Origin of the sequence: Bradyrhizobium oligotrophicum, from assembly GCF_051168495.1 — a bacterium.
Classification (GTDB): Bacteria; Pseudomonadota; Alphaproteobacteria; order Rhizobiales; family Xanthobacteraceae; genus Bradyrhizobium; species Bradyrhizobium oligotrophicum_A.
Map to the genome: position 1 here is coordinate 219,386 of NZ_JBNPVB010000010.1, position 23,451 is coordinate 242,836.

Consider the following 23,451-nt stretch of genomic DNA (forward strand, 5'->3'; position numbering starts at 1 on the left):
GTATTGCCTTACGAAACGGGATCATCGGTGATGTCGGGAGATGGCACTGTGCGACAGGTCACGCCGCGGCGATCGGACGACGGCGGCGCTATCTCTTCTTCGGCCCGAAGCGGGCCACGCATTTGGTGGTGCGGACGATGCCGGTGTCGGCCATTCTCGAGCCGGAGACCTCCTTGACCTGGCCGGCAGGACAGGTGCCGTCATCGACCAGCACGCGCTGGCCAAGCCGGAGATCGGTCACGTCCTGCTCGCGCCCGACATATTGCGCGTGGGCCGGAGCAGCAGCCAACAGCAAGACACCGAGGACACTGAAATGGCGCGTCGCGACGGCGGCGAACGACGAGGTTTGAGAACGCATCACTTTCCTTCGATCTTGAGGCCGTTGGGCCCGATATTGATCTGGACACCCTCCGGCTGCCTCTTGGCCTGATAGAAATTGTAGCCGAGCACGACGATCGCCATGCTGAGAATGCCGAGCAGGAAATAGAGGATGTTGCGGTGATCCGACATGCCAAGATCCCAAGTCTGTATCCCAAGTCTGTCACGGTCTTCGTATGCGCGAATGTACGGGCGGCCTTGCGATTCTGAAAGCAGCGGTGAATCCGGTGCAACGATGCGTGAGATTGTGATTTGCTGCGGCCGTCAGCAATTGGAACCTGGACAGGCATGACCACCCAAGACGTTACGCAACGCATCCTCGACGCCGTCGATGCCGGCTTCGACCGGCAGCTTGCGACTACCCGCGACTTCGTCGCGATCCCTTCGACCCGCGGCGCCGAGGGGCCGTGTCAGGACATGTTCGGTGATCTCCTGCGCGCGCGCGGCTACGAGGTCGACGACTGGCACATCGATCTCGATGATCTGAAGGACATGCGCGGCTACGGCCCGATCGAGCACGATTTCTCCAAGGCTCGCAGCGTCGTCGGAACCTATCGTCCCGCGACGTCGGCCGGGCGCTCGCTGATCCTGCAGGGACATTGCGACGTCGTGCCCGCCGGTCCGCTCGACATGTGGGAGACGCCGCCGTTCTCGCCGGTCATTCGGGATGGCCGGATGTATGGCCGCGGCGCCTGCGACATGAAGTCCGGCACGATCGGCGCGCTCTATGCGCTCGATGCCATCAAGGCCGCAGGCTTCAAGCCGACCGCGCGCATCCACCTTCAGTCCGTCATCGAGGAGGAGAGCACCGGGGTCGGCGCGCTGTCCACTTTGCAGCGCGGTTATCGCGCCGATGCCTGCTTCATTCCGGAGCCGACCAGCGAGAAGATGGTGCGCTCGCAGGTCGGCGTGATCTGGTTCCGCATCAAGGTGCGTGGCTTCCCGGCGCATGTGTTCGAGGCCGGCGTCGGCGCCAATGCGATCCAGGCGAGCTATCATCTCATCCATGCACTGGAGAAGCTGGAAGCCGACTGGAACGAGCGCGCCAAGAGCGACCGCTACTTCAAGACGCTCACCCATCCGATCAACTTCAATCCGGGGATCATCAGGGGTGGCGACTGGGCCTCCAGCGTGCCGGCCTGGTGCGACGTCGATTGCCGCATCGCGATCCTGCCGGGCTGGTCGGTGAAGGACTGCCAGAACGAGATCCTCGCCTGCGTGGCCTCAGCCTCGCGCGATCACCGCTTCCTCTCCAACAATCCGCCGGTCGTCGAATGGTCCGGCTTCCTGTCGGAGGGCTATGAGCTGACCAATTCCGCCGAGCCGGAGGCGGCGTTCGGGCGGGCGTTCAGCGCGGTCCATGGCGGCGAGGTGCAGGATCTCGTGTTCACGGCGCTGACCGACACGCGCTTCTACGGCCTCAACTACGACATTCCGAGCCTGTGCTTCGGCGCGACGGGGGCGGCGATGCACGGCTTCAACGAATATGTCGAGCTCGATTCGCTGCGCCAGGTGACCAAGACCATGGCGCTGTTCATCGCCGAGTGGTGTGGCGTCGAGACATCCTGATCGGCAGACTCGCTCGAAGGCAATGACCTCGCAGGTCATTGCCTTCGGTACGAGGCCCGATGCATCCAGATCCCGCACAAACACGCGAAAGACGTGCCGTTCGATCGAAGGGGAGGGACCGCCATGACGCCGCTCGAGAAGATCAATTCGCTGAAGATGCCGTTCGCGGAGTTGAAGGGCGTCGTTTTCACCGAGGCCAGCGCCGAGCGCGTGGTGGCACGGATGCCGGTCCGTCCCGATCTCTGCACGTTGCATCACACGATTCACGGCGGCGCCGTGATGGCGCTCGCCGACTCCGTGGGCGCAGCCGCGACCGTGATCAATCTGCCGGAGGATGCCAAGGGCACCACGACCATCGAGAGCAAGACCAATTTCATCGGCGGCGCCACGGAGGGGACCGTGGTGACGGCCACCGCCACGCCGGTGCATCGTGGCCGCCGCACCCAGGTATGGCAGACCCGGATCGAGACCGATGACGGGCGCCTGGTCGCGATCGTCACCCAGACTCAGCTCGTGCTGTGATGATTCGTACACAAACGAATCGTTAACGCACGCGGTCCGCGCATGCCCCGCATGATCCCTCCGTAGAGGATGGGGCTTGCAATGAATGCTGCGATGCACAATATAGCCGGGTCTAGGGAAAGACGTCTGTGGGAAGGGCTTCGAACAGGAGTCTTTGGCAGTGTCACAGGTAGATACTTTTCGTCCCCGGCCGGGCTTCGGCTATGTGCGGACGCTCAGCCAGCACGAGGAACTGCCGCTGCTGCGCGATCATTTGCTGCGGCTCGATTCGGAGAGCCGGCACGATCGATTCAACGGTTTCCTCGACGACAGTTTCATCGAACGCTACGCGGCCCGCTGTGCGGCTGACGGCACGATCATCGTCGCCTACATGGAAAACGGCATGGTGCGCGGCGCCGCCGAGCTGCATCCGCCGGAGCAGTCCGAGGACGGGCTTCCGGAGATTGCCTTCAGCGTCGAGTCCTGCGTGCGCCGCCGCGGCGTCGGCAGCCTGCTGTTCCAGCGGGTGATTTCGGAAGCGCGCTGGAAAGGCTATCGGGAGCTGCGCGTGACGACGGGCTCGCAGAACCATGCGATGCGGGCGCTGGCCGCGAAGTTCGGCGCGCATCTTGCGTTTCGTCACGGCGAATCCACCGGCACGATCGACCTGGCCCAGCACCCGCACGATGAGTTCGCAAAGCTCGTCATCGAAACGCCGATCGCGGCGGCCCGCGCGCTCTTCAACCTCAATCGCGCCTGCTGGAAGCTGGTCACGCGCATGTACGGCGATCAGCGCGCCGCCTGAGCTGGGCGCACAATCAACACGAGAGGCGCGGCAGCGATCACCGCTGCCGCGCCTTTTTTGATTCGTTGGCTGTGGCTGATCTGCGGAGCATTGATCCGCAGAATGACGCTCAGGTGCCGGTGCGCTTGTCGAAGTTGAAGCGGCGCACGGTGCGGCGCTCGACCACGACGGCGCGCTGCTGGTGGCTGCCCTGGTCCGGGGTGATGACCCGAGTGTTGGTGCGCGCGGCGACTCGGACGGCCTTCTTGACCTCGGGCAGCACCTGCTCGAGCGGCAACCCCATCAGCGCCGACGCGATCTCGGCCTGGGCCTGGACGTCGTCGGTGATGCCGGACGCCGCGAAGATCGCCTCTTCCAGAGTCGGGGGATCACGCCTGACGCGACGCGGACCGTACTTGGTGTTCCAATCTTCGCTCATGGGGGCCTCGTGGATCGTCCGGGATACCTAGAAGCAGCATTGTTGCATTGCAATATAAATCTGCGCGGCAGCCCAGTTATGCGTTCACCATGTCGCGATCGGGCAACGCTGCCTCCGTCATGTGGATATGCTGGGGCCAGCGGCGCAAGGCCGCGTGCCCGGCTTTGGTGAGGGCGTAGACGCCACGCTCGGCGCGATCGAACCAACCATAGACGTTTCGTTGCAAAATCTTCGGTGCATCCGGGATGTCCGTGCGCAGTTCGCGGACGCGCTTGGGGCCGCCCGAGAGCGCCGAAGCGCAGGCCAGCGCCTGCTGCCGATAGGCCGTCATGATGGGAGCGCGGGTCGATCCGCCGGCGACGGGGTCGCCCTTGCGCCGTTGATGCTCGATCACGAGACGCGAACGCTTCTTGGGATTCTTGCGGGGCGCCGTGGTGGGCGGCTGCACCAGCACCTCCACCTGACCGGTCGAGGTCACCGCCAGCATGCCGAAGCCCAGCCGGCGGCACAGATTGCGGTAGCGTGCATCGCTCTCGCGGCCTTTGCCGCGCACTGACAGTCTGGCCGCGACCCAGACTTCATCGCAGGCGCCAGCGCGATCGACCGCCTGCAGCAGCAGTTCGAGGTTGAAGGCCTGCTTGAGTTCGCAGATCACGACGATGGGCGGGTCCTCGCCCTTCAGCGCGACCACATCGCAGCCGCCGACTTCCCCTTTGGCCGTGAAGCCGAGGCTTTCGAGGAAGCGTTTGACGGGAAGGTAGAGCGCGGTTTCCAAGGGCCGACCACCGTTGCGACTCAGGCGCGCGAGTCTAGCCCGGTGCGTCGCGTGCTGTCAGCGCCAATTGGACGTCGAAGTGGCCGGCTGTCGCTACATGCGGCCGACCACCGGTATCAGTGCGCCGGTCACGCCGCTCGCCGCGTCGCTGGCCAGAAACAGGATCACTTCTGCGAGTTCCTGCGGCGTCACCCATTTGTCGAAATCGGCTTTGGGCATGCTGGCGCGGTTGGCGGGCGTGTCGATGGTCGAGGGCAGGACTGCGTTGACCGTGATCTTGCCCTTCCACTCGGCCGCGAGCGCTTCGGTCAGGCGATGCACGCCCGATTTGGAGGCCGCATAGGGCCCCATGCCCGCACCCGCCTGGAGCGCACCCATCGCGCCGATGTTGACGATGCGGCCGGTGCTGGAGCGCACCAGATGCGGAATCGCCGCACGGGAGGCATGCAGCGCCGTCATGAGATTGCGCGCGTGCATCTTCTCCCAGACGGAGTCGTCGCCGTCGGCGGTGTTTTCGAATGCGAACGCGCCCGCGACGTTGATCAAGGCGTCCAAAGTGCCGAAATGGGCGGCCACCGAGTCGATCGCGACCTTGGCCTGTTCAGGATCGGACAGATCGACGCCGCCCAGTTCGATCCGGTCATCACTGGCCGGGATTTCGGCTTGCGCGTGGTCGATCCCGGCCACGTGCGCTCCACGTGCCAGCGCAAGATCGGCAACGCTGCGCCCGAGCGCGCCCTGCGCCCCCGTAATGACGATCACTGATCCGTTCATTCCGTCCCCGGTCCCCGTTCAAACGCCCCGCAGCGTCCCTTTTTATACTATTGCCAAGCGGAGCAGTTGCAATGGCTGCGCAGCCGCGTCATGCAATTGCAATCAAAAGGTGTGGTGCGTCAGAGGTGACCATGACCGCGACAGGCTCTTGCGGATTTCCAGACGTTTTCGCCGCGTTTCGTCATCCGCTCGTGCATTTCAGGGGTAGTCTGGGCGCCCAGCGCAAGACCCGGGTCGCGGCGCTGGGCTCATCGTCCACGGCAGGCACCAATGACATCGTGGCGTTTCCGGCGCGGATCGAGCAGAGGCTGCGCAAGGCCAATTTCGGCTGCGTGATCGACGTCCTCAATCGCGGCGTCGGTGGCCAGGAAGCCCCGGAGGAGTTGTCGCGCTTCGAATGTGACGTGGGCGCGGAGCAGCCGTCGCTCGTGATCTGGCAGGTCGGCACCAACGCTGCCTATCGGGTGGGGGTCTACAGTCCCGACGATGTCGAGGCGGCGCTGCGCGTCGGCCTCGGCTGGCTGGCCCGAATGCCGGTCGACGTCATCGTCATGGACCTGCAATTCACCGCGGCGATCGTCGACGATCCGAAACGGCTGGCATTCGCCGAGGACATGCAGCGGCGGATCGAAAAGGTGACGTCGGCCGCTGGTGTCAACCTGTTCAGGCGCTGGGACCTGATGAAAGGCTGGCGTGACGCCGGCATTCCGTTGTCAGCCATGGATGACGCTCATGGCGATCGCCTGCATATGAGCGAATGCGCGACCGCGAAGGTCAGCGAAGTCCTTGCACACGCCATCATGGCGAGCCCGGCACCGCTGGCTGATCGATAAGATTTTCCGGTGTTTCGTAAGCAAATCGCCAGCGCCGCGGGCTAGCGTGATCCCGTGCCGCCTTTGATGCGCGTTGGAGCCTTGTCATGATGAGACATCTGCCGGACCATGGTTTACCGCTGGTGCAGCTGAAAGAGCAGCGGCGGGATCTCGTGGTCGCCTTGCAGAACCGGTCAGGCCCGGTGAGCGGCTGGGAGTTGATGCAGATTGCAGCGGTACAGCAGGCGATTTCCGCATTCGAGGAGGTCATCGCCGATCTCGATGCGCTGGAGGCTGCTGAGACGGCCGATATCGAAGCGGCCTGACAGAGGATCGAACGGCCCCGCCGCGGCGCGCGACGTCGTCGAGACTATGATATTCCCGGCATGACCTGCGCGCGCTCGACCCCGTGCTTCACGCAGATCCGTGGCGCAGCGATGGATCCTTCACGCCAAGGGTCCCGCAATCGTCTGCGGGGCGTTTCGAAGCGTCTAGGCCCGATGAAAGCAAAAGGGCCGGAACCTCATCGGTCCGACCCTTCAAGAATTGCGCGAAACCTGCGTTACGGGACGTGTCGACATCAGCGGTCCCACGCCGGCTTGGCTTCCTGAATTGCTTCGTCATGGTACCAGCTGCCGCTGTAGATCGCCGGCTGCAAGGACGGAGCGATCTGCCGGGCAGACGTCTCGCCGAGACGGCGAGGCGCGAGCCCAGCGCGTCCCCCGCGGGGGAATTGATAGATCCTCGCGGATCCCTCGTTCACATTGGTGTCCATTCTCTAGATCTCCTTCCCATCGGACCACGGTCATGGTGCGCCCGACTCGTTCTCTTGTGGTTACCACCCCCGATATCGGCGATGCCTTGGAGAATGCAACATGATCAAATTGAAATCACATGTTGCATGCTTCCTGGGCATTTCAGCGTTTGCCCCCTGCGAAGCAACGTGCAGCTGATTAACGGTTGGGCCAGATCAAAGGTTGCGAGACGGAGGCCAGGTCTTTTCAAAAATGTCCGGGAACTGCTCCCGTCTTGCTCGGCCCGGTTCTCGCGCTGCCGCAAATGCCAAGGAATCAAGCGGGTTTGCGACGGCCCGTTCGCTTCGCCATGCACCCGGTGCAATCGCGGCCGCGCTGCTTTGACGCACCCCTGACGGGTGGACATCGGTCTTTACGGTCTCCGGGTCAGCCGCGGCGCATGCGGCGGGACGTCGCGGGATTTGGCACGTTCCATGCTTAAGACTGCGCTGGCCGATCGTGGCCGGGTAAGCGGGGAGCCTTCGATTGCTGGGCTCCCACCTTTCGATAAGACAGAGAGGCTCAATGACGAAATACAAGCTCGAGTACATCTGGCTCGACGGCTACAAGCCGGTGCCGAATTTGCGCGGCAAGACACAGATCAAGGAATTTTCCTCGTTCCCGACCTTGGAACAGCTGCCTCTTTGGGGCTTTGACGGCTCGTCGACGATGCAGGCCGAAGGCCATAGCTCCGACTGCGTGCTGAAGCCGGTCGCCGTTTACCCCGACGCTGGGCGCACCAACGGCGCGCTGGTGATGTGCGAAGTGATGATGCCGGACGGCAAGACGCCGCATCCGTCCAACGCGCGCGCGACCATCCTGGACGATCCGGACGCGTGGTTCGGATTCGAGCAGGAATACTTCTTCTACAAGGACGGCCGCCCGCTTGGCTTCCCGGAACACGGCTACCCCGCTCCGCAGGGGCCGTACTACACCGGCGTCGGCTTCAAGAACGTCGGCGACGTCGCACGCGAGATCGTCGAAGAGCATCTCGACCTCTGTCTCGCGGCCGGCATCAACCACGAAGGCATCAACGCCGAAGTCGCGAAGGGCCAGTGGGAATTCCAGGTGTTCGGCAAGGGCTCGCGCACGGCCGCCGACCAGATGTGGATGGCGCGCTACCTGATGCTGCGCCTGACCGAGAAGTACGGCATCGACATCGAGTTCCACTGCAAGCCGCTGGGCGACACCGACTGGAACGGCTCGGGCATGCACTGCAACTTCTCGACCAAGCACATGCGTGAAGTGGGCGGCAAGGAGTACTTCGAGCAGCTGATGGAGGCCTTCAAGGAGGCCCGCGCCGATCACATCGCCGTTTACGGTCCGGACAACCACATGCGCCTGACCGGCAAGCACGAGACGGCGTCGATCGACACGTTCAGCTGGGGCATTGCCGACCGCGGCGCTTCGATCCGCGTGCCGCATTCCTTCGTGAACAATGCCTATAAGGGCTATCTGGAAGACCGCCGTCCGAATTCCCAAGGCGACCCCTACCAGATCGCGTCTCAGGTCCTGAAGACGATCGCGATGGTTCCGACCGGCGCGAAAGCTGCGGCCTAAGACGCCGAACACATATCCCCGGGGCAGGGGCTGACATGATGATCCGCCGGAGCAGCCGCTTCGGCGGATCATTCGTTTGAGGTGATCCGGTGACGAACGAATTGCCGTCGACCCTGGGTGCATCTCCGGGGGATGCGCTTGCATTCTCTCGGCGGGGCTAGCACTTTTGCGACCATGAAGAACACAGCTGCTGCCCTTGGCCTCTCGCTCCTTGCCGTCGTCTCCTGCGCGGTTGGTGCCCATGCGCAGTCGGCTGATCTCGTCCTGTGCGATCGCGTGGCCGCCGATCCCGCCGACCCGGACAAGCCGGCCGATGTGAAAGGCGTGAGCGAGATCGCGGCGGCCGACATTTCGACCGCCGTCAGGTTCTGCAAGCAGGCGTCCGGCGGAACGCGACGCGCGCTGTACCAGCTCGGTCGCGCCTACGCGGCCAACAGGCAGGCGACCGAGGCGCTCGCGGCGTGGCGGAAGGCCGCCGACAAGGGCTCGACGGCCGCGATGGTGGAGCTCGGCATCCTCTATGCGACCGGCGCCGGTGTTGCCAAGGACGAGGCGCACGCACGCAAGCTGCTCGAGCGCGCCGCCGAGGCCGGCAATCCGCGGGGCATCAGCAACCTTGCCGCGCTGGGGGGCGGGGCGGCCGCGACCGATCCGGCACGCGCGCGTTCGCTGCTGGCCAAGGCCGCCGAGACCAATGCGGAGGCGCAGTATCAGCTCGGCCTGATGCTCGCGGACGGCAAGGGCGGGGCGCAGGACGATACGGCCGCGCGCGCCCTGTTCGAGAAGGCTGCCGCACAGAATCACCCCGCCGCACTGGAGCGGTTGGGCGCCTTTGCCGAGCAGGGCCGCGGTGGCGCGAAGGACAAGGATGCCGCCAAGTCCTACTACCAGCGCGCGGCCGATCTCGGCGAAGAGGATGCGAAGAAGGCGCTGAAGCGGCTCGAATGCCCCTATGTGCTCAAGGACAAGCGCGGCAATCTGGTCAGCAATCTCTGCTTCTGAACACCCCGACGCGACCTCCGTCTGCGTTGCGCGGTCCAGCGGTGTTGATCGATCGCAAAAGGGGCAGGGCGCGGCTGCGGTAACCGTCTCCGGGGCGCGAACTGCGTCGAAGAAGCGGAGTGTCGGATGATACGGCGGGGATGGATCATTGGTGTCGTGCTGGCCAGTTCGGTCGTATCGCTGGCGACGGCACAATCGCCGAACACGCGATCGAGCGGCGATGCATACGTGCCGCGGCTCGGCGACATCATGAACCTCATCCAGGTCAGGCATGCGAAACTGTGGTTCGCGGGACAGGCCAAGAACTGGGATCTCGCGGCCTATGAGCTGGCGCAGTTGAGGCAGAGCCTCTCCGACGCGGCGATCTTCTATTCGGGTCTGCCGGTGACCAACGTGACCACCCTGGGCCAGCCGCTCCAGTCGATCTCCGATGCGATCGCGGCCAAGGACGGCAGGCGTTTCGCGTCAGCCGTGACCGAGCTGAGCTCGGGCTGCAATGCGTGCCACGCCACGATGGATCGCGGCTATGTCGCCATTCGCATCCCGACCGAGAAGCCGTTCGGAAACCAGGATTTTCGGCCGCAGGGCCGCTGAACCGGGCGGCATGACGGGGACGCCGGGCGGCACCAAATTGCGCCTTCCACCGGCGGCGCGCATGGACTAAGAGCGGCGGCAACATGTCCACGCCCGAGCCCTCATGATCCGCCTCGATAACGTCAGCAAGCAAGTCGGCCACCAGATTCTGTTCATCGAAGCCTCCGCCGCCCTCCAGCGCGGCGAGAAGATCGGCCTGGTCGGCCCCAACGGCGCCGGCAAGACGACGCTGTTCCGGATGATCTCGGGCCGCGAGCATCCGGACGAGGGCCAGGTCTCGATCGATCGCGGCGTTTCGATCGGCTATTTCAATCAGGACGTCGGCGAGATGTCCGGCCGCAGCGCCGTGGCCGAGGTCATGGATGGCGCAGGACCGGTATCCGCGGTGGCCGCCGAGCTCAAGGAGCTCGAGACGGCGATGGCCGACCCGGACCGCGCCGACGAGATGGACGAGATCATCGCGCGCTACGGCGAGGTGCTGGCGCGGTTCGAGGAGCTCGACGGCTACGCGCTCGACAGCCGCGCCCGCGAGGCGTTGGCGGGCCTCGGCTTCTCCGAGGAGATGATGGACAAGGATGTCGGCCTTCTGTCCGGCGGCTGGAAGATGCGCGTTGCCTTGGCGCGCATTCTCCTGATGCGCCCCGATGTGATGCTGCTCGACGAGCCCTCGAACCATCTCGATCTCGAGAGCCTGATCTGGCTGGAGCATTTCCTGAAAGGTTACGAGGGCGCGCTGCTGATGACCTCGCACGACCGCGAGTTCATCAACCGCATCATCAACAAGGTGATCGAGATCGACGCCGGCCAGCTCACCACCTATTCCGGCGACTACGATTTCTACGAGCAGCAGCGGGCGCTGAACGAGAAGCAGCAGCAGGCGCAATATGAGCGTCAGCAGGCGATGCTCGCCAAGGAGATCAAGTTCATCGAGCGCTTCAAGGCGCGGGCCTCGCATGCGGCGCAGGTGCAGAGCCGGGTCAAGAAGCTCGACAAGATCGAGCGCGTCGAGCCGCCGAAGCGGCGCCAGACCGTGGCGTTCGACTTCCTGCCGGCACCGCGGTCGGGCGAGGACGTGGTGGCGCTGAAGAACGTCTCCAAGAGCTATGGCAGCCGCCGCATCTATGAGGGGCTGGACTTCATGATCCGGCGCCGCGAGCGCTGGTGCGTGATGGGCGTCAACGGCGCCGGCAAGTCGACCTTGCTGAAACTCGTCGCCGGCACGGCCGAGCCCGACGACGGCGCGGTGACGATCGGCGGCAGCGTCAAGATGGGCTATTTCGCCCAGCACGCGATGGATCTGCTCGACGGCGACGACACCGTGTTCGAGTCGCTCGAGCATTCCTTCCCGCAGGCCGGGCAGGGTTCGCTGCGCGCGCTGGCGGGCTGCTTCGGCTTCTCCGGCGACGATGTCGAGAAAAGATGCCGGGTGCTGTCGGGCGGCGAGAAGGCGCGGCTGGTGATGGCCAAGATGCTCTACGATCCGCCGAACTTCCTGGTGCTGGACGAGCCGACCAACCATCTGGACATGGCGACCAAGGAGATGCTGATCACGGCGCTGTCGAGCTTCGAGGGCACCATGCTGTTCGTCTCGCACGACCGCCACTTCCTCGCCGCGCTGTCCAATCGTCTGCTCGAGCTGACTCCCGACGGCATCCACCAATATGGCGGCGGCTACACCGAATATGTCGCCCGCAGCGGTCACGAGGCGCCGGGCCTGCGCAGCTGATTCTTTCGGCCTCAACCTCCCTCCATCAGCTCTCGATCATCTCGGTGACGCGTCCGGCGAGCGCTTCGACGTCGAACGGCTTGGTCAAGACCTGCATGCCCGGCGCGAGCCGGCCATTGCCGAGGATCGCGTTCTCGGCGTAGCCGGTGATGAACAGCACCTTGAGACCGGGCCGCGTCGCGCGCGCGGCGTCGGCGAGCTGACGGCCGTTCATGCCGCCCGGCAGGCCGACGTCGGTGACGAGGAGGTCGACGCGCGCATGCGACTGCAGCGCCGCAAGGCCCGTCGGCCCGTCCTTGGCCTCGATCACGGCGAAGCCGCGCTCATCGAGGATCTCCATCACCAGCATGCGAATGGTCGGCTCGTCGTCGACCACCAGGATCGTTTGCCCGGTGCGCGCCGACATCGCCGTGCCGACGTGCGTTGGATCGTCGGCTTCGGCCTCGCCGGCATAGTGGCGCGGAAAATACAGACACATCGTGGTGCCCTGGCCGAGTTCGGAATAGATCCGCACCTGTCCGCCCGATTGCCGGACGAAGCCGTAGACCATCGAGAGGCCGAGGCCGGTGCCTTGTCCGATCGGCTTGGTCGTGAAGAACGGATCGAAGGCGTGCTCGATCACGTCGGGGGTCATGCCGGTGCCGGTGTCGGTCACGCAGAGCGAGATATACTGGCCAGGCGGAAGGTCGCGTTCACGCGCCGCGCGGTCGTCGAGCCATTTGTTGGCAGTCTCGATCGTGATCCGCCCGCCATCGGGCATCGCGTCACGCGCATTGATGCAGAGGTTGAGCAGCGCGCTTTCGAGTTGCGAGGGATCGATCAGCGTCGGCCACAGGCCGCCGGCGGTGACCACCTCCAGCGCCGTCTGCGGTCCGACCGTGCGGCGGACCAGCTCCTCCATCCCGATCACCAGCCGGTTGACGTCGGTGGGTTTGGGATCGAGCGTCTGGCGGCGCGAGAAGGCGAGCAGGCGATGCGTCAAGGCGGCCGCGCGCTTCGAGGCACCCTGGGCGGCGGCGACGTAGCGGTCGACCTCCGTATAGCGGCCCTGGCGCAGCCGCGTCTGCAGCATCTCGAGCGAGCCCATGATGCCTGTCAGCAGATTGTTGAAGTCGTGCGCGATGCCGCCGGTCAACTGTCCGACCGCCTCCATCTTCTGCGACTGGCGCAGCGCCTCTTCGGCCTCGCGCAGCCGCGCCTGCTCGCGCAGCCGATCGGTGACGTCATAGGCGAACTGATAGGCGCCGATCTGCTCGCCCGAGGCGTCGCGCAGCGCCGAAAAGCGCAACTCGTAGAAGCGGCGGTCGCGGCTGGCCTCGCCGAACTCGCCGACCGCGACGAACTCCTCGCCGGCCAACGCCCGCGACCACACGGCGCGAACTGCCGACTGATGGTCCGGAAGGTCCTTGAACAGCTCCAGCAGATCGTCGCCGACCTTGGGCTGGACGCCGAAGATGCGGCCGAACTCCTGCACCGCGGCGCCGTTGATTGCGATCAGCCGAAACTGCATGTCGACCACCTGCACGAAGGCGTTGGTGCCTTCGACGATGTCGGCGAGCAGCTTGCGCTCGGCCAGCGCCGCGACGACGCGCGCTTCCAGCGTGTCGTTGATTTCCTGCAGCGCCGTCTCGGCGCGCTTGCGGGCGGTGATGTCCTGGAACAGCACCGCGACCTGGCGCCGCGTCGCCGGCTCGACCCGGAACGCCGCCAGTTCGAGGTAGCGGCCGGTGGCGACCAGTTCGCGTTCGAAGCGGATCGGCTCGCCGGTGCTCAGCACACCGCCATAGAGCTCGACCCAGCCGTCGGCCTCGGCCGGCACCATCTCGCGCACCTTCTGCCCGACCACGTTGGGGATGCCCGCGTGCAGCGCATAGGCCGGGTTGGCCTCGACGTGGATGTAGTCGCTCAACGGGCCGTGCGGACCGTCGAAGAACTCGATGATGCAGAAGCCCTCATCGATCGAGTTGAACAGCGTGCGATAACGCTCCTCGCTCTCGGCCAGCGCCGTTTCGGCACGGGCGCGTTTGCCGGCGTCGGCGGCAAACAGGGCCTGAAGGCGGGCGTTCTCGCTTTCGAGCTCCTGCAGCCGCTGCGTCAGCGCATCGATCTCTGCGGCGCTCACGCCGCCTCGCGCGCAAGAGCAGAAGTTTCATGGCAGCAGGGCATTCGGCAGGGCATGTGGAACTCGATGTGGAGATCAGGTGACACCATAACATGTCAATGATCTCAGCGGTACGCCGCCGCCGACGGAACTCGCCCCGTCGCGCGGCCCCGCCAAGTCTGGCGGCGGGGCTCCGATGTCGACGGCAGCGCCTGCGTCAGCCGCCGGCCTCGCACTTCTTCATGAAGCTGGTTTTCGCGGCACCGGCGAGCTTCTTGCCGTCGGAGCCGACCGCCTTAGTCGCGCACGTCTCGGCCATGCACTTCTTCATGAACGAGGTCTTGGCGGCGCCGGCGAGCGCCTTGCCGTCCTTGCCGACGGCCTTGGTCTCGCAACTGTCCTGAGCGAAGGCTGAACCCGCAGCGAAAGTCGCGAGTGCGGCAATCAGGAAAAGTTTCTTCATGAGCGTGTCTCCTTGGGACAAACAATGCGGCGAATGGGAGCGGCAAATCTTGGCGCGATCAAGTTTCCCGTTCGGGCTATCACCCGAATTCGGCCCTGCATGAGGGCGCTCCCACCAGCATGCTACCGGTGACGCCGTCGTGACGCGCTGTGCGGCGCTTCATCACCGCATGTCGCGCTGCAGAAAGGCCAGTGTCGCGGGATCCCGCATGCCGTTGCAATAACGGTCGATGGCCGCCGCGAACTCGGCCTTCGGGTGGACCGAATCGAACAGCGTCATGCACGAGCGAAACTTGACGTCGTCAGGCGAGCCGAGGATGTCGCGCAGCGACTTGTCCCTCACGGCGAGCACGAGACGGGTACATTCGAGCAGGCGCGCTCCGAGTATCGGGTGGGCGAGGTACGCCGCAGCCTCGGCCGACGAGCGGATGGCGTAGCGCTGAGCCATGGTCGAGGTGCCGAGCCCTTCGACCTGGGGAAAGATGAACCACATCCAGTGGCTTTGTTTGCATCCGGCCGCAAGTTCGGCGGTCACACGGGAATAAATCGAATTCTGTGCGTCGACAAATCGGCCGAGGTCGCTCGAAATGGCATTCATCATATCCTCCAACCGATTGAATTTTCGATATAATCCATCTTTTCCTGGGCGAGGGCGAGGCCTTTGGACCGGCCCGCTCGAAGGTCGCGCCGGAATCGTCCGGGCTGGCCTTTGTCTAGATTATGCCGCACTCTTGCCATCCTATGTCATGACGGGTCGAATCGTACCCTTGGGGTCGGGCGCCTTCTGCGGTGGTCCGAAAGAGGGGTATATCGGGGACGTGATGGCTTCCAGTGAAGCAAGCGTAGACGTTCTGTTGTCGCAAGGCCGCTTCGGGCGCTCCGAAGCGATCGCAACCGTGCTTGGGGCACTTGCGGTCGCTGCGGGAGTGGCCGCATGGGTCGGTGCCGGCGATCCGGCGGCTGTTGCAACGGCAGCGCTTCCCGTGGACACAGCTCCGTCCCTGACCTTCGAAACCCGGTTCGCGCCGGCCTCCGCTTCGGCGTCCGCCTATTCGGAAAAAGACGCCATCCGCGCGCTCGACCGTTTCGCCCTTCGCGGCCTCGATCGTCAGTTGCTGGATGCCCGGGCCGCGCTGGTCAAGGGCATGGAATCGCGCGATCCGGGTGCGCGTGACCTCAACCATAGCGACTGGCGGCCGATGCTGACGGACGGCAACACCGTGACGATGCCTGCACCCGGGGTGCCGTTGCCGCGACCACGGCCGTCGGTGGCCAACCTGCCGATCAACCTCGCGTCGGCCAGTGCGACGGACGCCGTCGGGCGCGCCGACGACCGCTCGATCCTGCAGAAGCTGTCGGATCTGCTGCCCAACCCGACCAAATTTGCCTCGCTCGGCCCGGACAGCGGCATCGTCCGTTCCGGCATCGATCTCGGTGCGCTCGGCTACGAGAAGACCGCGGTCTACGACATCAAGGCGAAGATGGTCTATCTGCCGTCCGGCATCGGGCTCGAGGCTCATTCCGGCATGGGCAGCCTGCGCGACGACCCCGAGCACGTCAATCAGCGCATGATCGGCGCGACGCCGCCGGCGACCTATGATCTCAAGCCGCGGGAGAGGCCGTTTCACGGCGTGCGCGCCCTGCGCATGAACGTGGTGGACGGATCGACCCTCGGCCGGAGCGGATTGCTGACCCACCCTTATATGCTGGGCCCGGAGGGCGATTCGAACGGCTGTGTCTCGATCAAGAATTACGATCGCTTCCTGAAGGCGTATGATGAGGGCGAGTTCAACCGACTCGTCGTCGTCGTCGGGCTCGAGGCTGGTACCCCGACACGGACCGCGCAAAAGACCGAGTGACGTTTCGTTGCCGGGCCTGTGCGCGACCTCGGCGGTGACATCAGTCGCATCTTCCGGAAGGTCCCCATGATTGATCCCGCAAACTCGGAAACGCGTCTGCGTACCACCTTCAACATCAAGGTGAACGGCAAGCCGTTGGTGATTTCGACGGTCGGGCAGGCTCATCAGTTCCTCTCCAGCCTCAACGCCGTCGAATGGATGGAATACAAGTCGCTGCACGACCAGGCGATGGCAGCGCTGCGGGATGCCGCCGACAACGCCATCATGACGGTGCAGGCCACCAACGCGGTGCGCACGCTGTTCGTGAGTGCGAAGTTGTTGTGAGGGAGATCGCCCCCCAGAACGGATGTGACACCGGCCGTAGCTCATCTTGACCGCGCGCTCACCTCATAGTCACTGTCATCGCCCGGCTTGACCGGGCGATCCAGTACTCCGCGGCAGCCGTGATCGACCGTGAGGCCGCGGCGTACTGGATGCCCCGCCTGCGCGGGGCATGACAGCGGTGGAAACGGGGCACGACGAAATGAGACGCCGATCCCCTCATTGCCTTCACGTCATCCACGCACGATCTCGCGTTCTCGCGACGCATCCGGCGCCCGAGTGATCCCTCGATGGTGGCCCTCGAATAGAAGAGGGCGCGGGGAATGCCGGGCTGCTGGCCGCAACCCATGGCCCGCCTGCAGAAAAAAGCAGGCGGCAGTCACCACAGGTTCAGCCGACAACCGGCATTCCCCGCGCGATGGTTTTCACGGCTGCTTCGCGTTCTCCCCGGTGCGCCGGGCTTTCTGGTCACCGTTTGCGCATGGCGCTTTCGCACCAGCGCGGCATCAGCGTCGGGATGCCAGGACCACGCGACTTGACCGTACGCAACGGCATCGTTCGTCGGCGCAAGATGCGCTGCGCTGCCATCGCGTCCACCGCTCCCCGCGCCCAACGACCGTGACGACCGCGATACGCCCCTCTTGTGAGCACGGGATGGCCTTAGGAAAGCACGAAATCGAGATTCGGAAAAGGGGAATATTTTTCGCGGTGGGACTGGACAGCCCAAATCAGCCTGATGCGCAACGCGAATTCGGTTTTTGCGCGCATCTCAAAAAAGCGGGCGAGACGCTGCGCGGGGCGAGGTTACGGCGGGTCCCGGGTGAGGCGCTGCGCGAGCGCGGCGCACTGGTTGCGGATGTCGGGGATGGCGATGATCTCCCAGAACGCCGGGCGGGTGAGCGGGCCGACCGCAAACAGGCGCCGTGACGGAGCGCCGCTGCTGCCGATGAGCGCGCAGTCGCCGTCGGCCTGGAGGCCGATCCGCAGCGGATCGACCTGCGCCAAGCCCTGCGCGAACAGGCTGCGCAGCGCCGGGTTGGCGGTGGCGCCGGGGTCGAGCACGATTCCGGTGCAGTCGACGACGGCCGCGACGTCGATGGTCTCGTGGTTGCTCTGGCCGCGCGGCCGGTAGGTCACCCGCGCGCCGTTTCTCACCGTTGCGGTGTCGACGACCTTGCCGGCGATCACCGTCAACTGGCCGCTGGCGATGACGTCGCCGAGCATGGCCTCGACCGCCGGCGCCATGCGGTGACGATGGATTTCCCACCATGCGCGGCCATGCTCGAGAAACTGGCGCCGCGACGCCGGCGGCAGCTGCTGCCAAAGCCTCTGGGTGAACGGCCGGATGCCGTCGACGACGCTGCGCCAATCGCCGCCCATGGCGACATGCGCCTCGGCGCGGGTACGCAGCAAGCGCAGCAGCACCCGGGCGCTCGCGCCGAACGGCACGTCGCGCTCGTCGATCTCGAGCGGGGCGACCTGCCGGTGGGCATGCGACATCAGGCCCCGGCACGACAGCGCGATGATCCGGCCGCGGTGTCCGGCCCGCACGCGCGACAGCACGAAATCGATCATCGTCAGGCCGGCGCCGAGGATCAGGAGCGGCGCGTCCTTTGCCAGGCCGTCGTCGATCTGGGGCGACCAGGGATTGGCATAATAGGCGAACGGCGCCTGACGTGAATCATTGCCGGTCGCGAGAACGAGGACGTCGGAATGCAGGCTGTTGCCATCCGCCAGTCTGACGAGCACACCGTCGGGACCTTCGCTGATGGCGACGCATTCGCCCGTCAACAGCGTCAGCCCGGACGGTGCCGAGGCCTCGGCGAACGGCGCGATCAGGCTTGCGATGTAGTCCCCGAAGATGCGTCGCGGCACGAAGCTGTAGGGGTCTGCCGCATGCGGAGAGACGCTGGTTCCGAGCCAGCGGATGAAATCGTCGGGATCGTCGGGCCGCGCGCTCATGTTGCCGGCCCGAACATTGAGCAGATGGTCGGGGCTCGTGGTGCGATAGGCCAGACCGCGTCCGAACTCGTGCCATCGCTCGATCAGCGTCACGGTGTAGAGCGGGTCCGGCCGGCTGAGGAGATGGAACGCGGCCAGTGCGCCGCTGGCGCCGCCGCCGATCACGATCGCATGTCGTCTCGTCATGTCCGCTCGCCGTCGCCGTCGGCGGACAACTTTATGCGGCCTTCGTAGTATCGGCCAGAGCGAGTCGTCGCCAACGTCAGTTTCCGGTGAAATTTGAAAAGAACGTTTCGACTTTGGCGTCGCATGAGACAGGATTTGCTCCGGGGAACCTCGATGCGACTCTGCGGCTGCGCGACGGCGGGAGATTTCCAAATGCTACGCTGGTGTTCGCAACATGCCGCGAAGACCGGCATCAGCGCGGACAGAGCTGATCGTCCACAGCGCTCACCCGAAAAACAAATGACGTGCGCGCAAGGCAACTAAGAAAGCGGCTTTTATATCCCGCGTCAAAAAGAGACGGTCTTGGACTCGCCGGGTCCTGGCTTGTCTGCGACAATTCGTCGGTCGATCGATGGTGATCGACAGAGGGGACGTGCATGATCGGCAACGACGGCCGCCGCCATGGTGGCGCGGCTCCAATCAGTGATTGCAGCCTGCTGCGCAGCGTCTGCGCCCGGTGCTGTTGATCCTGTGACACGGCGGTCACGGCGCGCGGCGCCGTGACCATCGCGGGTGCTGCCTGCTGAACAACTCCATATCGCATCGCGCTTCAACCTGTGCGGCGGGCCGGCCGCACAGAACGCCGGCGGTCGACTCGTGCGGGCGCTGCCGGCCCTCATCACCGTCAACACAAGCGAGGAAGGCAAATGACCACCACGAACAGTCCGATCAAGTTCGCCTACTGGGTGCCCAACGTCTCCGGCGGCCTGGTGATCTCCAAGATCGAGCAGCGGACGAGTTGGGACATCGGCTACAACAAGAAGCTGGCGCAGATTGCGGAAGCAAGCGGCTTCGACTACGCGCTGAGCCAGATCCGCTTCACCGCCGGCTACGGCGCCGAATATCAGCATGAATCGGTGTCGTTCAGCCATGCGCTGCTGGCTGCGACGACGACGCTCAAGGTGATCGCAGCGATCCTGCCGGGGCCGTGGCATCCCGCCGTCGTCGCCAAGCAGCTTGCGACTATCAATCATCTCACCGAGGGGCGCGTTGCGGTGAACATCGTCAGCGGCTGGTTCCGCAGCGAGTTCACAGCCATCGGCGAGCCCTGGCTGGATCACGACGAGCGTTACCGCCGTTCGGAGGAGTTCATCCGCGTTCTGCGGGGCATCTGGACCGCGGACAATTTCGATTTCCGTGGCGACTTCTATCGCTTCACGAACTACTCGCTGAAGCCGAAGCCGATCGATCCGCAGCCGGAGATCTTCCAGGGCGGCAGCTCGCGGGCCGCGCGCGACATGGCCTCGCGCGTCTCCGACTGGTACTTCACCAACGGCAATTCGGTCGAGGGTATCAAGGCCCAGGTCGACGACATCAGGGCCAAGGCGAAGGCCAACGATCATTCCGTGAAGATCGGCGTCAACGCGTTCGCGATCGCGCGCGACACCGAGGCCGAGGCACAGGCGGTGCTCAAGGACATCATCGACCAGGCCAATCCAGAGGCCGTCCATGCCTTCGCCCATGAGGCGGCGAACGCCGGCAAGGCGTCGCCGGAGCGCGAGGGCAACTGGGCGAAATCGACCTTCGAGGATCTCGTCCAGTACAATGACGGCTTCAAGACCAATCTGATCGGCACGCCCCAGCAGATCGCCGAGCGTATCGTCGCGCTCAAGGAGGTCGGCGTCGACCTCGTCCTGCTCGGCTTCCTGCATTTCCAGGAGGAGGTCGCCTATTTCGGCAAGCACGTTATCCCGCTGGTGCGCGAGCTCGAAGCCAAGGCCGCGGCCGAGGCGGGCGTGCGCGTCCAGGCCGCCGAGTAGAAGCGAGAGGAGACATCCCCATGCCGACCAGCACTGCCGCACGCAAGATCGAGGACAGCCCGTATCCGCAGCTCGACGTCATCGTCGCTGACGTGATCAAGGCCAATGCCGACCGCAATGATCGCGAGGGACGGTTTCCCCGCGACAACCTGCTGGCGCTCGCCGAGGCCGGCTGGACCGGCGTGCTCAACGACATCAGGTTCGGCGGGCTCGGGCTCGGCCATGTCGACTTTGCCGAGGCCGCGTACCGTATCGGCCAGGCCGATGCCTCGACCGGCCTCGTCTATGTCATGCATGTCGGCGCGGCCCAGACCATCAATTTGTTCGGCAGCGACGACCAGAAGGAGCGCTGGCTGAAGGCCGACGGCGGCCGGCTGCTCGGGACGTATTCGACCAGCGAACGCGCCACCGGCGGGCACTGGTGGTACAATCTCTCCGAAGCCTCGCGCGACGGCGAGGACTACCGGCTCAACGCCGACAAATCGTTCACGACCAGCTCCGGCCAGGCCGACTTCTACGTCGCGCAGACCCGCACGCCCGGCGCCAAGGACCAGGCCGACATCATCTTCTTCATCGTCGACGGCAAGGCCGAGGGCATCGAGTCCAGGCCTTGGGAGGCGCTCGGCGTCCGCGCCAACCATTCCGGCGGCATCAGCTACAGACACGTGCATGTGCCCAGGCGCGACCGGCTCGGTGCGGAGGGGCAGGGCAAGGAGATCATCTATGACGGCGTTTCGCCGGTCTATCTGATCGGGCTCGGCGCGGTGTGGGAGGGGCTGGCACGGGGCGTGCTGAATGCTGCGGTCGCGCACACCACGGGGTTCGTCCACAGGGACCGCAACAAGAGCCTGTCGGACTATCAGGCCATCCGGCAGGAGCTGGGCGCCGCCAAGGTGCTGGTCGAGAGCCTGCGTCCGTGGCGGATCGAACTGGCGCACCGGCTCGATGAACTCTGGCGCGCCGGCAAGCCGCAGAGCGAGATCCTGATCCCGCTGACCGAGTTCAAGGTGCACGCCGCCGAGGTCGCCAACAAGGTGGCGTCATCAGCGCTGACGGTGACCGGCGGCTACGGCTACCACCGCGGGCCGATCGAGCGCGCCTTCCGCGACGCACGCGCGGCGATCGCGATGGGGCCGTCCAACATCATCGCGCGGGAATGGATCGGCAAGGCGCAGGTCGGCCTGCCGCTCGAACTGTTCTACGAGGGCGGGGAGTAAGGCTCCCCCCCGAGGCTGCGGCGCGGTCGCAGCCTTAACCAGCCAGCTCGGTGTCGAGCGCGATGTCGTCGCGCGCGGCCTTCTCGGCCGGGGCGGCATTCGCGGTCTCGGTGGTTTCGAAATCGTCCTCGGCGATCTCTTGGACGATCTCCGGGACTTCGGCTGCAGCCGTTTCGACCTGCTCGGCGGCAAGCTCCGCCGCAACGACAGCCTCCGGCGCGGCGTCGTCATCGGCCGGCGCGGTGAACATGTTGGGCGCGGGAATGGTCGTCGGCTCCACCGGCCGTGACTTGGGTCTGTACCAGGACGCGAATTTCTCCGAGAGGCCGGCTTCGAACTCGGCGAGCTGCTGGCTGTTGCCGTCTTCGTCGGTGATGACGACCGTCCAGCCCTCCGCCTCCATCACCTGCGCGTTGGCGATCACGATCAGCGCGCTTTCGCGCTGCTTGCGGATCTTCTGGGACTCCCGCTCCGCGATCATCGTGTACGCCATGACTTCAACTCCCAGACATCAACTCGGGGCGCGCGATGGCCCCAGACCATCGCGACACCATCACTACGCCGCGAGACTGTGAGCGCCGCTGGGCCGGATTGCGTTCGCCGAATGACGATTTGGCGGCGTCTCGCGGGTTCCGAACGCAGGACGGAGTCGAAGATGCAACAGCCGGCAAAATTGTGGTGCAGGACCGAGAGCGCGTGTTGAAGACGCGCGGCCGTGTGTCATCATTTGATTCTGCGGCGGCAACTGCTTCGCGACAGCAGCGAGAGCAGCGGGTGAACCGGACAAACAGCGGGCGAATTGGGGACGTCGATGCGAACTCATCTGTTCAGGATGCGGACTAGGAATGTGGCGATGGCGGGGCTTGCCGTGTCGGGGCTTGCCTTGGGGTTGGTCGCCAGCCCGCGCGCAGGCCATGCCTTCACGGAGGACGACCAGCGGCGGCTGTGCACCGGCGACGTGTTCCGGCTGTGCGCGTCGGAGATTCCCGATCGTGACCGCATCATTGCCTGCATGATGAAGCAGCGCGCCAGCCTCAGCGACGGCTGCCGCAGCGTGTTCGGGCGGCCGTCGGAGCGCTCCGCCTCGGCCACGGTGACCCGCTAGGCGCCGCGCTCTGCGGCCTTCGCCCACGACCCGCCGCCGATCGGCCACCGGACCGATCCGCGGCGTCCCTGCGATGAGGATGCAAGCGTGGTAGACTGGCACGGATCATCCGGCCAGGAGTTGACCCGTCATGAGCAATCGCATCCTCGTGTTCTACGGCTCCTATCGTGTCGACCGGATGGGCATCCGGCTGGCGCAATTCGTCGTCGACGGCCTGCGCGCCAAGGGACAGGACGTCGAGCTGATCGACGCCAAGGCGATCGGGCTGCCGATGCTCGACCGCATGTACAAGGAGTACAAACCCGGCGAGGCGCCTGCTGTCATGGCCGAGCTTGCGGCCAAGATCCGCGCCGCCGACGGCTTCGTGTTCGTCACCGGCGAATATAATTGGGGCATGCAGCCGGGGCTGAAGAACCTCACCGATCACTTCCTCGAGGAATGGTTCTGGCGGCCGGCGGCGATCGCGAGCTATTCGGCCGGCCGGCTGTCGGGCGCGCGCGCCGCCACCGCCTGGCACGGCACGCTATCGGAGATGGGCATGGTCGTGGTGTCGAGCACGCTCGCGGTCGGGCCGATCGGCCAGGCGCTGTCGGCCGACGGCAAGCCGACAGGCGAGTCCGGCAAGGCGCTGGAACATGCGTTTCCGCGCTTCGCCGACGATCTGCTGTGGTGGGTCGAGGCGGGCAGGGAGCAGCGGGCGCGCAAGGCGCCGCCTTACTGAGAAAGCTTCG

Annotated in this window: 26 protein-coding genes; 15 read left to right on the plus strand and 11 right to left on the minus strand. The window is 65.3% G+C overall.

The genetic code is table 11. The features are described from left to right. Positions 1-88: 88 nt before the first annotated feature. Together ACQR1B_RS20350 and ACQR1B_RS20355 are read right to left on the minus strand one after the other, a co-directional pair. Positions 89-358 carry a DUF6719 family protein gene (locus ACQR1B_RS20350; RefSeq protein ID WP_434833194.1) on the minus strand — a complete coding sequence of 90 codons (270 nt, stop codon included), beginning with the start codon at positions 356-358 and terminating at the stop codon, positions 89-91. After that, on the minus strand, positions 358-510 hold the full coding sequence (locus ACQR1B_RS20355) for a hypothetical protein (RefSeq protein ID WP_434833193.1): 153 nt from the start codon (positions 508-510) through the stop codon (positions 358-360). The genes ACQR1B_RS20350 and ACQR1B_RS20355 overlap by 1 nt, the downstream gene beginning before the upstream one ends. Before the next feature lie 156 nt (positions 511-666). On the opposite strand from ACQR1B_RS20355, the gene ACQR1B_RS20360 reads away from it, so the two are divergent. From ACQR1B_RS20360 to ACQR1B_RS20370, 3 genes are all read left to right on the plus strand, one after another. Beyond that, on the plus strand, positions 667-1,947 hold the full coding sequence (locus ACQR1B_RS20360) for an ArgE/DapE family deacylase (RefSeq protein WP_434833192.1): 1,281 nt from the start codon (positions 667-669) through the stop codon (positions 1,945-1,947). A gap of 123 nt (positions 1,948-2,070) precedes the next feature. Then, complete coding sequence (locus ACQR1B_RS20365) at positions 2,071-2,469, plus strand: PaaI family thioesterase (RefSeq protein ID WP_434833191.1); 399 nt, start codon at positions 2,071-2,073, stop codon at positions 2,467-2,469. Positions 2,470-2,629: 160 nt separating this feature from the next. Further along, positions 2,630-3,253, plus strand: a complete 624-nt coding sequence (locus ACQR1B_RS20370; protein WP_434833190.1) for a GNAT family N-acetyltransferase — start codon at positions 2,630-2,632, stop codon at positions 3,251-3,253. 109 nt (positions 3,254-3,362) lie between these two features. Here ACQR1B_RS20370 and ACQR1B_RS20375 read toward each other — a convergent pair whose 3' ends face one another. From ACQR1B_RS20375 to ACQR1B_RS20385, 3 genes are all read right to left on the minus strand, one after another. Continuing rightward, a complete protein-coding gene (locus ACQR1B_RS20375) occupies positions 3,363-3,671 on the minus strand; it encodes a hypothetical protein (protein WP_284416395.1) in 309 nt (102 codons plus the stop codon). Positions 3,672-3,747: 76 nt separating this feature from the next. Further along, positions 3,748-4,446, minus strand: a complete 699-nt coding sequence (locus tag ACQR1B_RS20380; protein WP_434833189.1) for a DUF2161 domain-containing phosphodiesterase — start codon at positions 4,444-4,446, stop codon at positions 3,748-3,750. Positions 4,447-4,539: 93 nt separating this feature from the next. Then, complete coding sequence (locus tag ACQR1B_RS20385) at positions 4,540-5,220, minus strand: SDR family oxidoreductase (RefSeq protein ID WP_434833188.1); 681 nt, start codon at positions 5,218-5,220, stop codon at positions 4,540-4,542. Between the two features lie 71 nt (positions 5,221-5,291). Between ACQR1B_RS20385 and ACQR1B_RS20390 the strand changes: the two genes are divergently transcribed. Both ACQR1B_RS20390 and ACQR1B_RS20395 read left to right on the plus strand, forming a co-directional pair. Further along, positions 5,292-6,053 carry an SGNH/GDSL hydrolase family protein gene (locus tag ACQR1B_RS20390; RefSeq protein WP_434833187.1) on the plus strand — a complete coding sequence of 254 codons (762 nt, stop codon included), beginning with the start codon at positions 5,292-5,294 and terminating at the stop codon, positions 6,051-6,053. A gap of 86 nt (positions 6,054-6,139) precedes the next feature. Then, positions 6,140-6,358 (plus strand): hypothetical protein, encoded by a 219-nt coding sequence (locus tag ACQR1B_RS20395; protein WP_434833186.1) that lies wholly within the window; start codon positions 6,140-6,142, stop codon positions 6,356-6,358. Positions 6,359-6,612: 254 nt separating this feature from the next. On the opposite strand, the gene ACQR1B_RS20400 is transcribed toward ACQR1B_RS20395, so the two are convergent. Further along, positions 6,613-6,807, minus strand: coding sequence for a DUF2735 domain-containing protein (locus ACQR1B_RS20400; protein WP_434833185.1), 195 nt, complete (start codon positions 6,805-6,807; stop codon positions 6,613-6,615). 544 nt (positions 6,808-7,351) lie between these two features. Here ACQR1B_RS20400 and ACQR1B_RS20405 point away from each other — a divergent pair. From ACQR1B_RS20405 to ACQR1B_RS20420, 4 genes are all read left to right on the plus strand, one after another. Continuing rightward, the gene (locus ACQR1B_RS20405; protein WP_434833184.1) at positions 7,352-8,386 is read left to right on the plus strand and encodes a glutamine synthetase beta-grasp domain-containing protein; all 1,035 of its coding nucleotides are present in this window, start codon (positions 7,352-7,354) and stop codon (positions 8,384-8,386) included. A gap of 174 nt (positions 8,387-8,560) precedes the next feature. Next, entirely contained in the window at positions 8,561-9,388 is an 828-nt protein-coding gene (locus tag ACQR1B_RS20410; RefSeq protein WP_434833183.1) for a tetratricopeptide repeat protein, read from the plus strand. A gap of 126 nt (positions 9,389-9,514) precedes the next feature. Next, positions 9,515-9,982 (plus strand): hypothetical protein, encoded by a 468-nt coding sequence (locus tag ACQR1B_RS20415; protein WP_434833182.1) that lies wholly within the window; start codon positions 9,515-9,517, stop codon positions 9,980-9,982. A gap of 103 nt (positions 9,983-10,085) precedes the next feature. Next, complete coding sequence (locus ACQR1B_RS20420; protein WP_434833181.1) at positions 10,086-11,708, plus strand: ABC-F family ATP-binding cassette domain-containing protein; 1,623 nt, start codon at positions 10,086-10,088, stop codon at positions 11,706-11,708. Positions 11,709-11,733: 25 nt separating this feature from the next. Here ACQR1B_RS20420 and ACQR1B_RS20425 read toward each other — a convergent pair whose 3' ends face one another. The 3 genes from ACQR1B_RS20425 to ACQR1B_RS20435 form a co-directional block, all read right to left on the minus strand. Beyond that, a complete protein-coding gene (locus ACQR1B_RS20425; RefSeq protein ID WP_434833180.1) occupies positions 11,734-13,830 on the minus strand; it encodes a PAS domain-containing protein in 2,097 nt (698 codons plus the stop codon). Positions 13,831-14,026: 196 nt separating this feature from the next. Next, positions 14,027-14,272: a hypothetical protein gene (locus ACQR1B_RS20430; RefSeq protein WP_434833179.1), complete on the minus strand. Its 246-nt coding sequence runs from the start codon at positions 14,270-14,272 to the stop codon at positions 14,027-14,029. Positions 14,273-14,434: 162 nt separating this feature from the next. Beyond that, positions 14,435-14,869, minus strand: a complete 435-nt coding sequence (locus ACQR1B_RS20435; protein ID WP_434833389.1) for a DUF1810 domain-containing protein — start codon at positions 14,867-14,869, stop codon at positions 14,435-14,437. A gap of 223 nt (positions 14,870-15,092) precedes the next feature. Here ACQR1B_RS20435 and ACQR1B_RS20440 point away from each other — a divergent pair, with 223 nt between their 5' ends. Beyond that, the gene (locus ACQR1B_RS20440; protein ID WP_434833178.1) at positions 15,093-16,130 is read left to right on the plus strand and encodes a DUF2778 domain-containing protein; all 1,038 of its coding nucleotides are present in this window, start codon (positions 15,093-15,095) and stop codon (positions 16,128-16,130) included. Positions 16,131-16,196: 66 nt separating this feature from the next. After that, positions 16,197-16,454, plus strand: a complete 258-nt coding sequence (locus ACQR1B_RS20445; RefSeq protein ID WP_434833177.1) for a hypothetical protein — start codon at positions 16,197-16,199, stop codon at positions 16,452-16,454. A gap of 801 nt (positions 16,455-17,255) precedes the next feature. On the opposite strand, the gene ACQR1B_RS20450 is transcribed toward ACQR1B_RS20445, so the two are convergent. Further along, a complete protein-coding gene (locus ACQR1B_RS20450; RefSeq protein ID WP_434833176.1) occupies positions 17,256-18,599 on the minus strand; it encodes an FAD/NAD(P)-binding protein in 1,344 nt (447 codons plus the stop codon). Positions 18,600-19,285: 686 nt separating this feature from the next. On the opposite strand from ACQR1B_RS20450, the gene sfnG reads away from it, so the two are divergent. Then, on the plus strand, positions 19,286-20,398 hold the full coding sequence (gene sfnG, locus ACQR1B_RS20455) for a dimethylsulfone monooxygenase SfnG (protein WP_434833175.1): 1,113 nt from the start codon (positions 19,286-19,288) through the stop codon (positions 20,396-20,398). Between the two features lie 20 nt (positions 20,399-20,418). Then, positions 20,419-21,615, plus strand: a complete 1,197-nt coding sequence (locus tag ACQR1B_RS20460; protein ID WP_434833174.1) for an acyl-CoA dehydrogenase family protein — start codon at positions 20,419-20,421, stop codon at positions 21,613-21,615. Positions 21,616-21,649: 34 nt separating this feature from the next. On the opposite strand, the gene ACQR1B_RS20465 is transcribed toward ACQR1B_RS20460, so the two are convergent. Continuing rightward, positions 21,650-22,108 (minus strand): hypothetical protein, encoded by a 459-nt coding sequence (locus ACQR1B_RS20465; protein ID WP_434833173.1) that lies wholly within the window; start codon positions 22,106-22,108, stop codon positions 21,650-21,652. A gap of 360 nt (positions 22,109-22,468) precedes the next feature. Here ACQR1B_RS20465 and ACQR1B_RS20470 point away from each other — a divergent pair, with 360 nt between their 5' ends. Then, positions 22,469-22,720 (plus strand): hypothetical protein, encoded by a 252-nt coding sequence (locus tag ACQR1B_RS20470; RefSeq protein ID WP_434833172.1) that lies wholly within the window; start codon positions 22,469-22,471, stop codon positions 22,718-22,720. 130 nt (positions 22,721-22,850) lie between these two features. After that, positions 22,851-23,441, plus strand: coding sequence for an NADPH-dependent FMN reductase (locus tag ACQR1B_RS20475; RefSeq protein ID WP_434833171.1), 591 nt, complete (start codon positions 22,851-22,853; stop codon positions 23,439-23,441). Positions 23,442-23,451 lie beyond the last annotated feature (10 nt).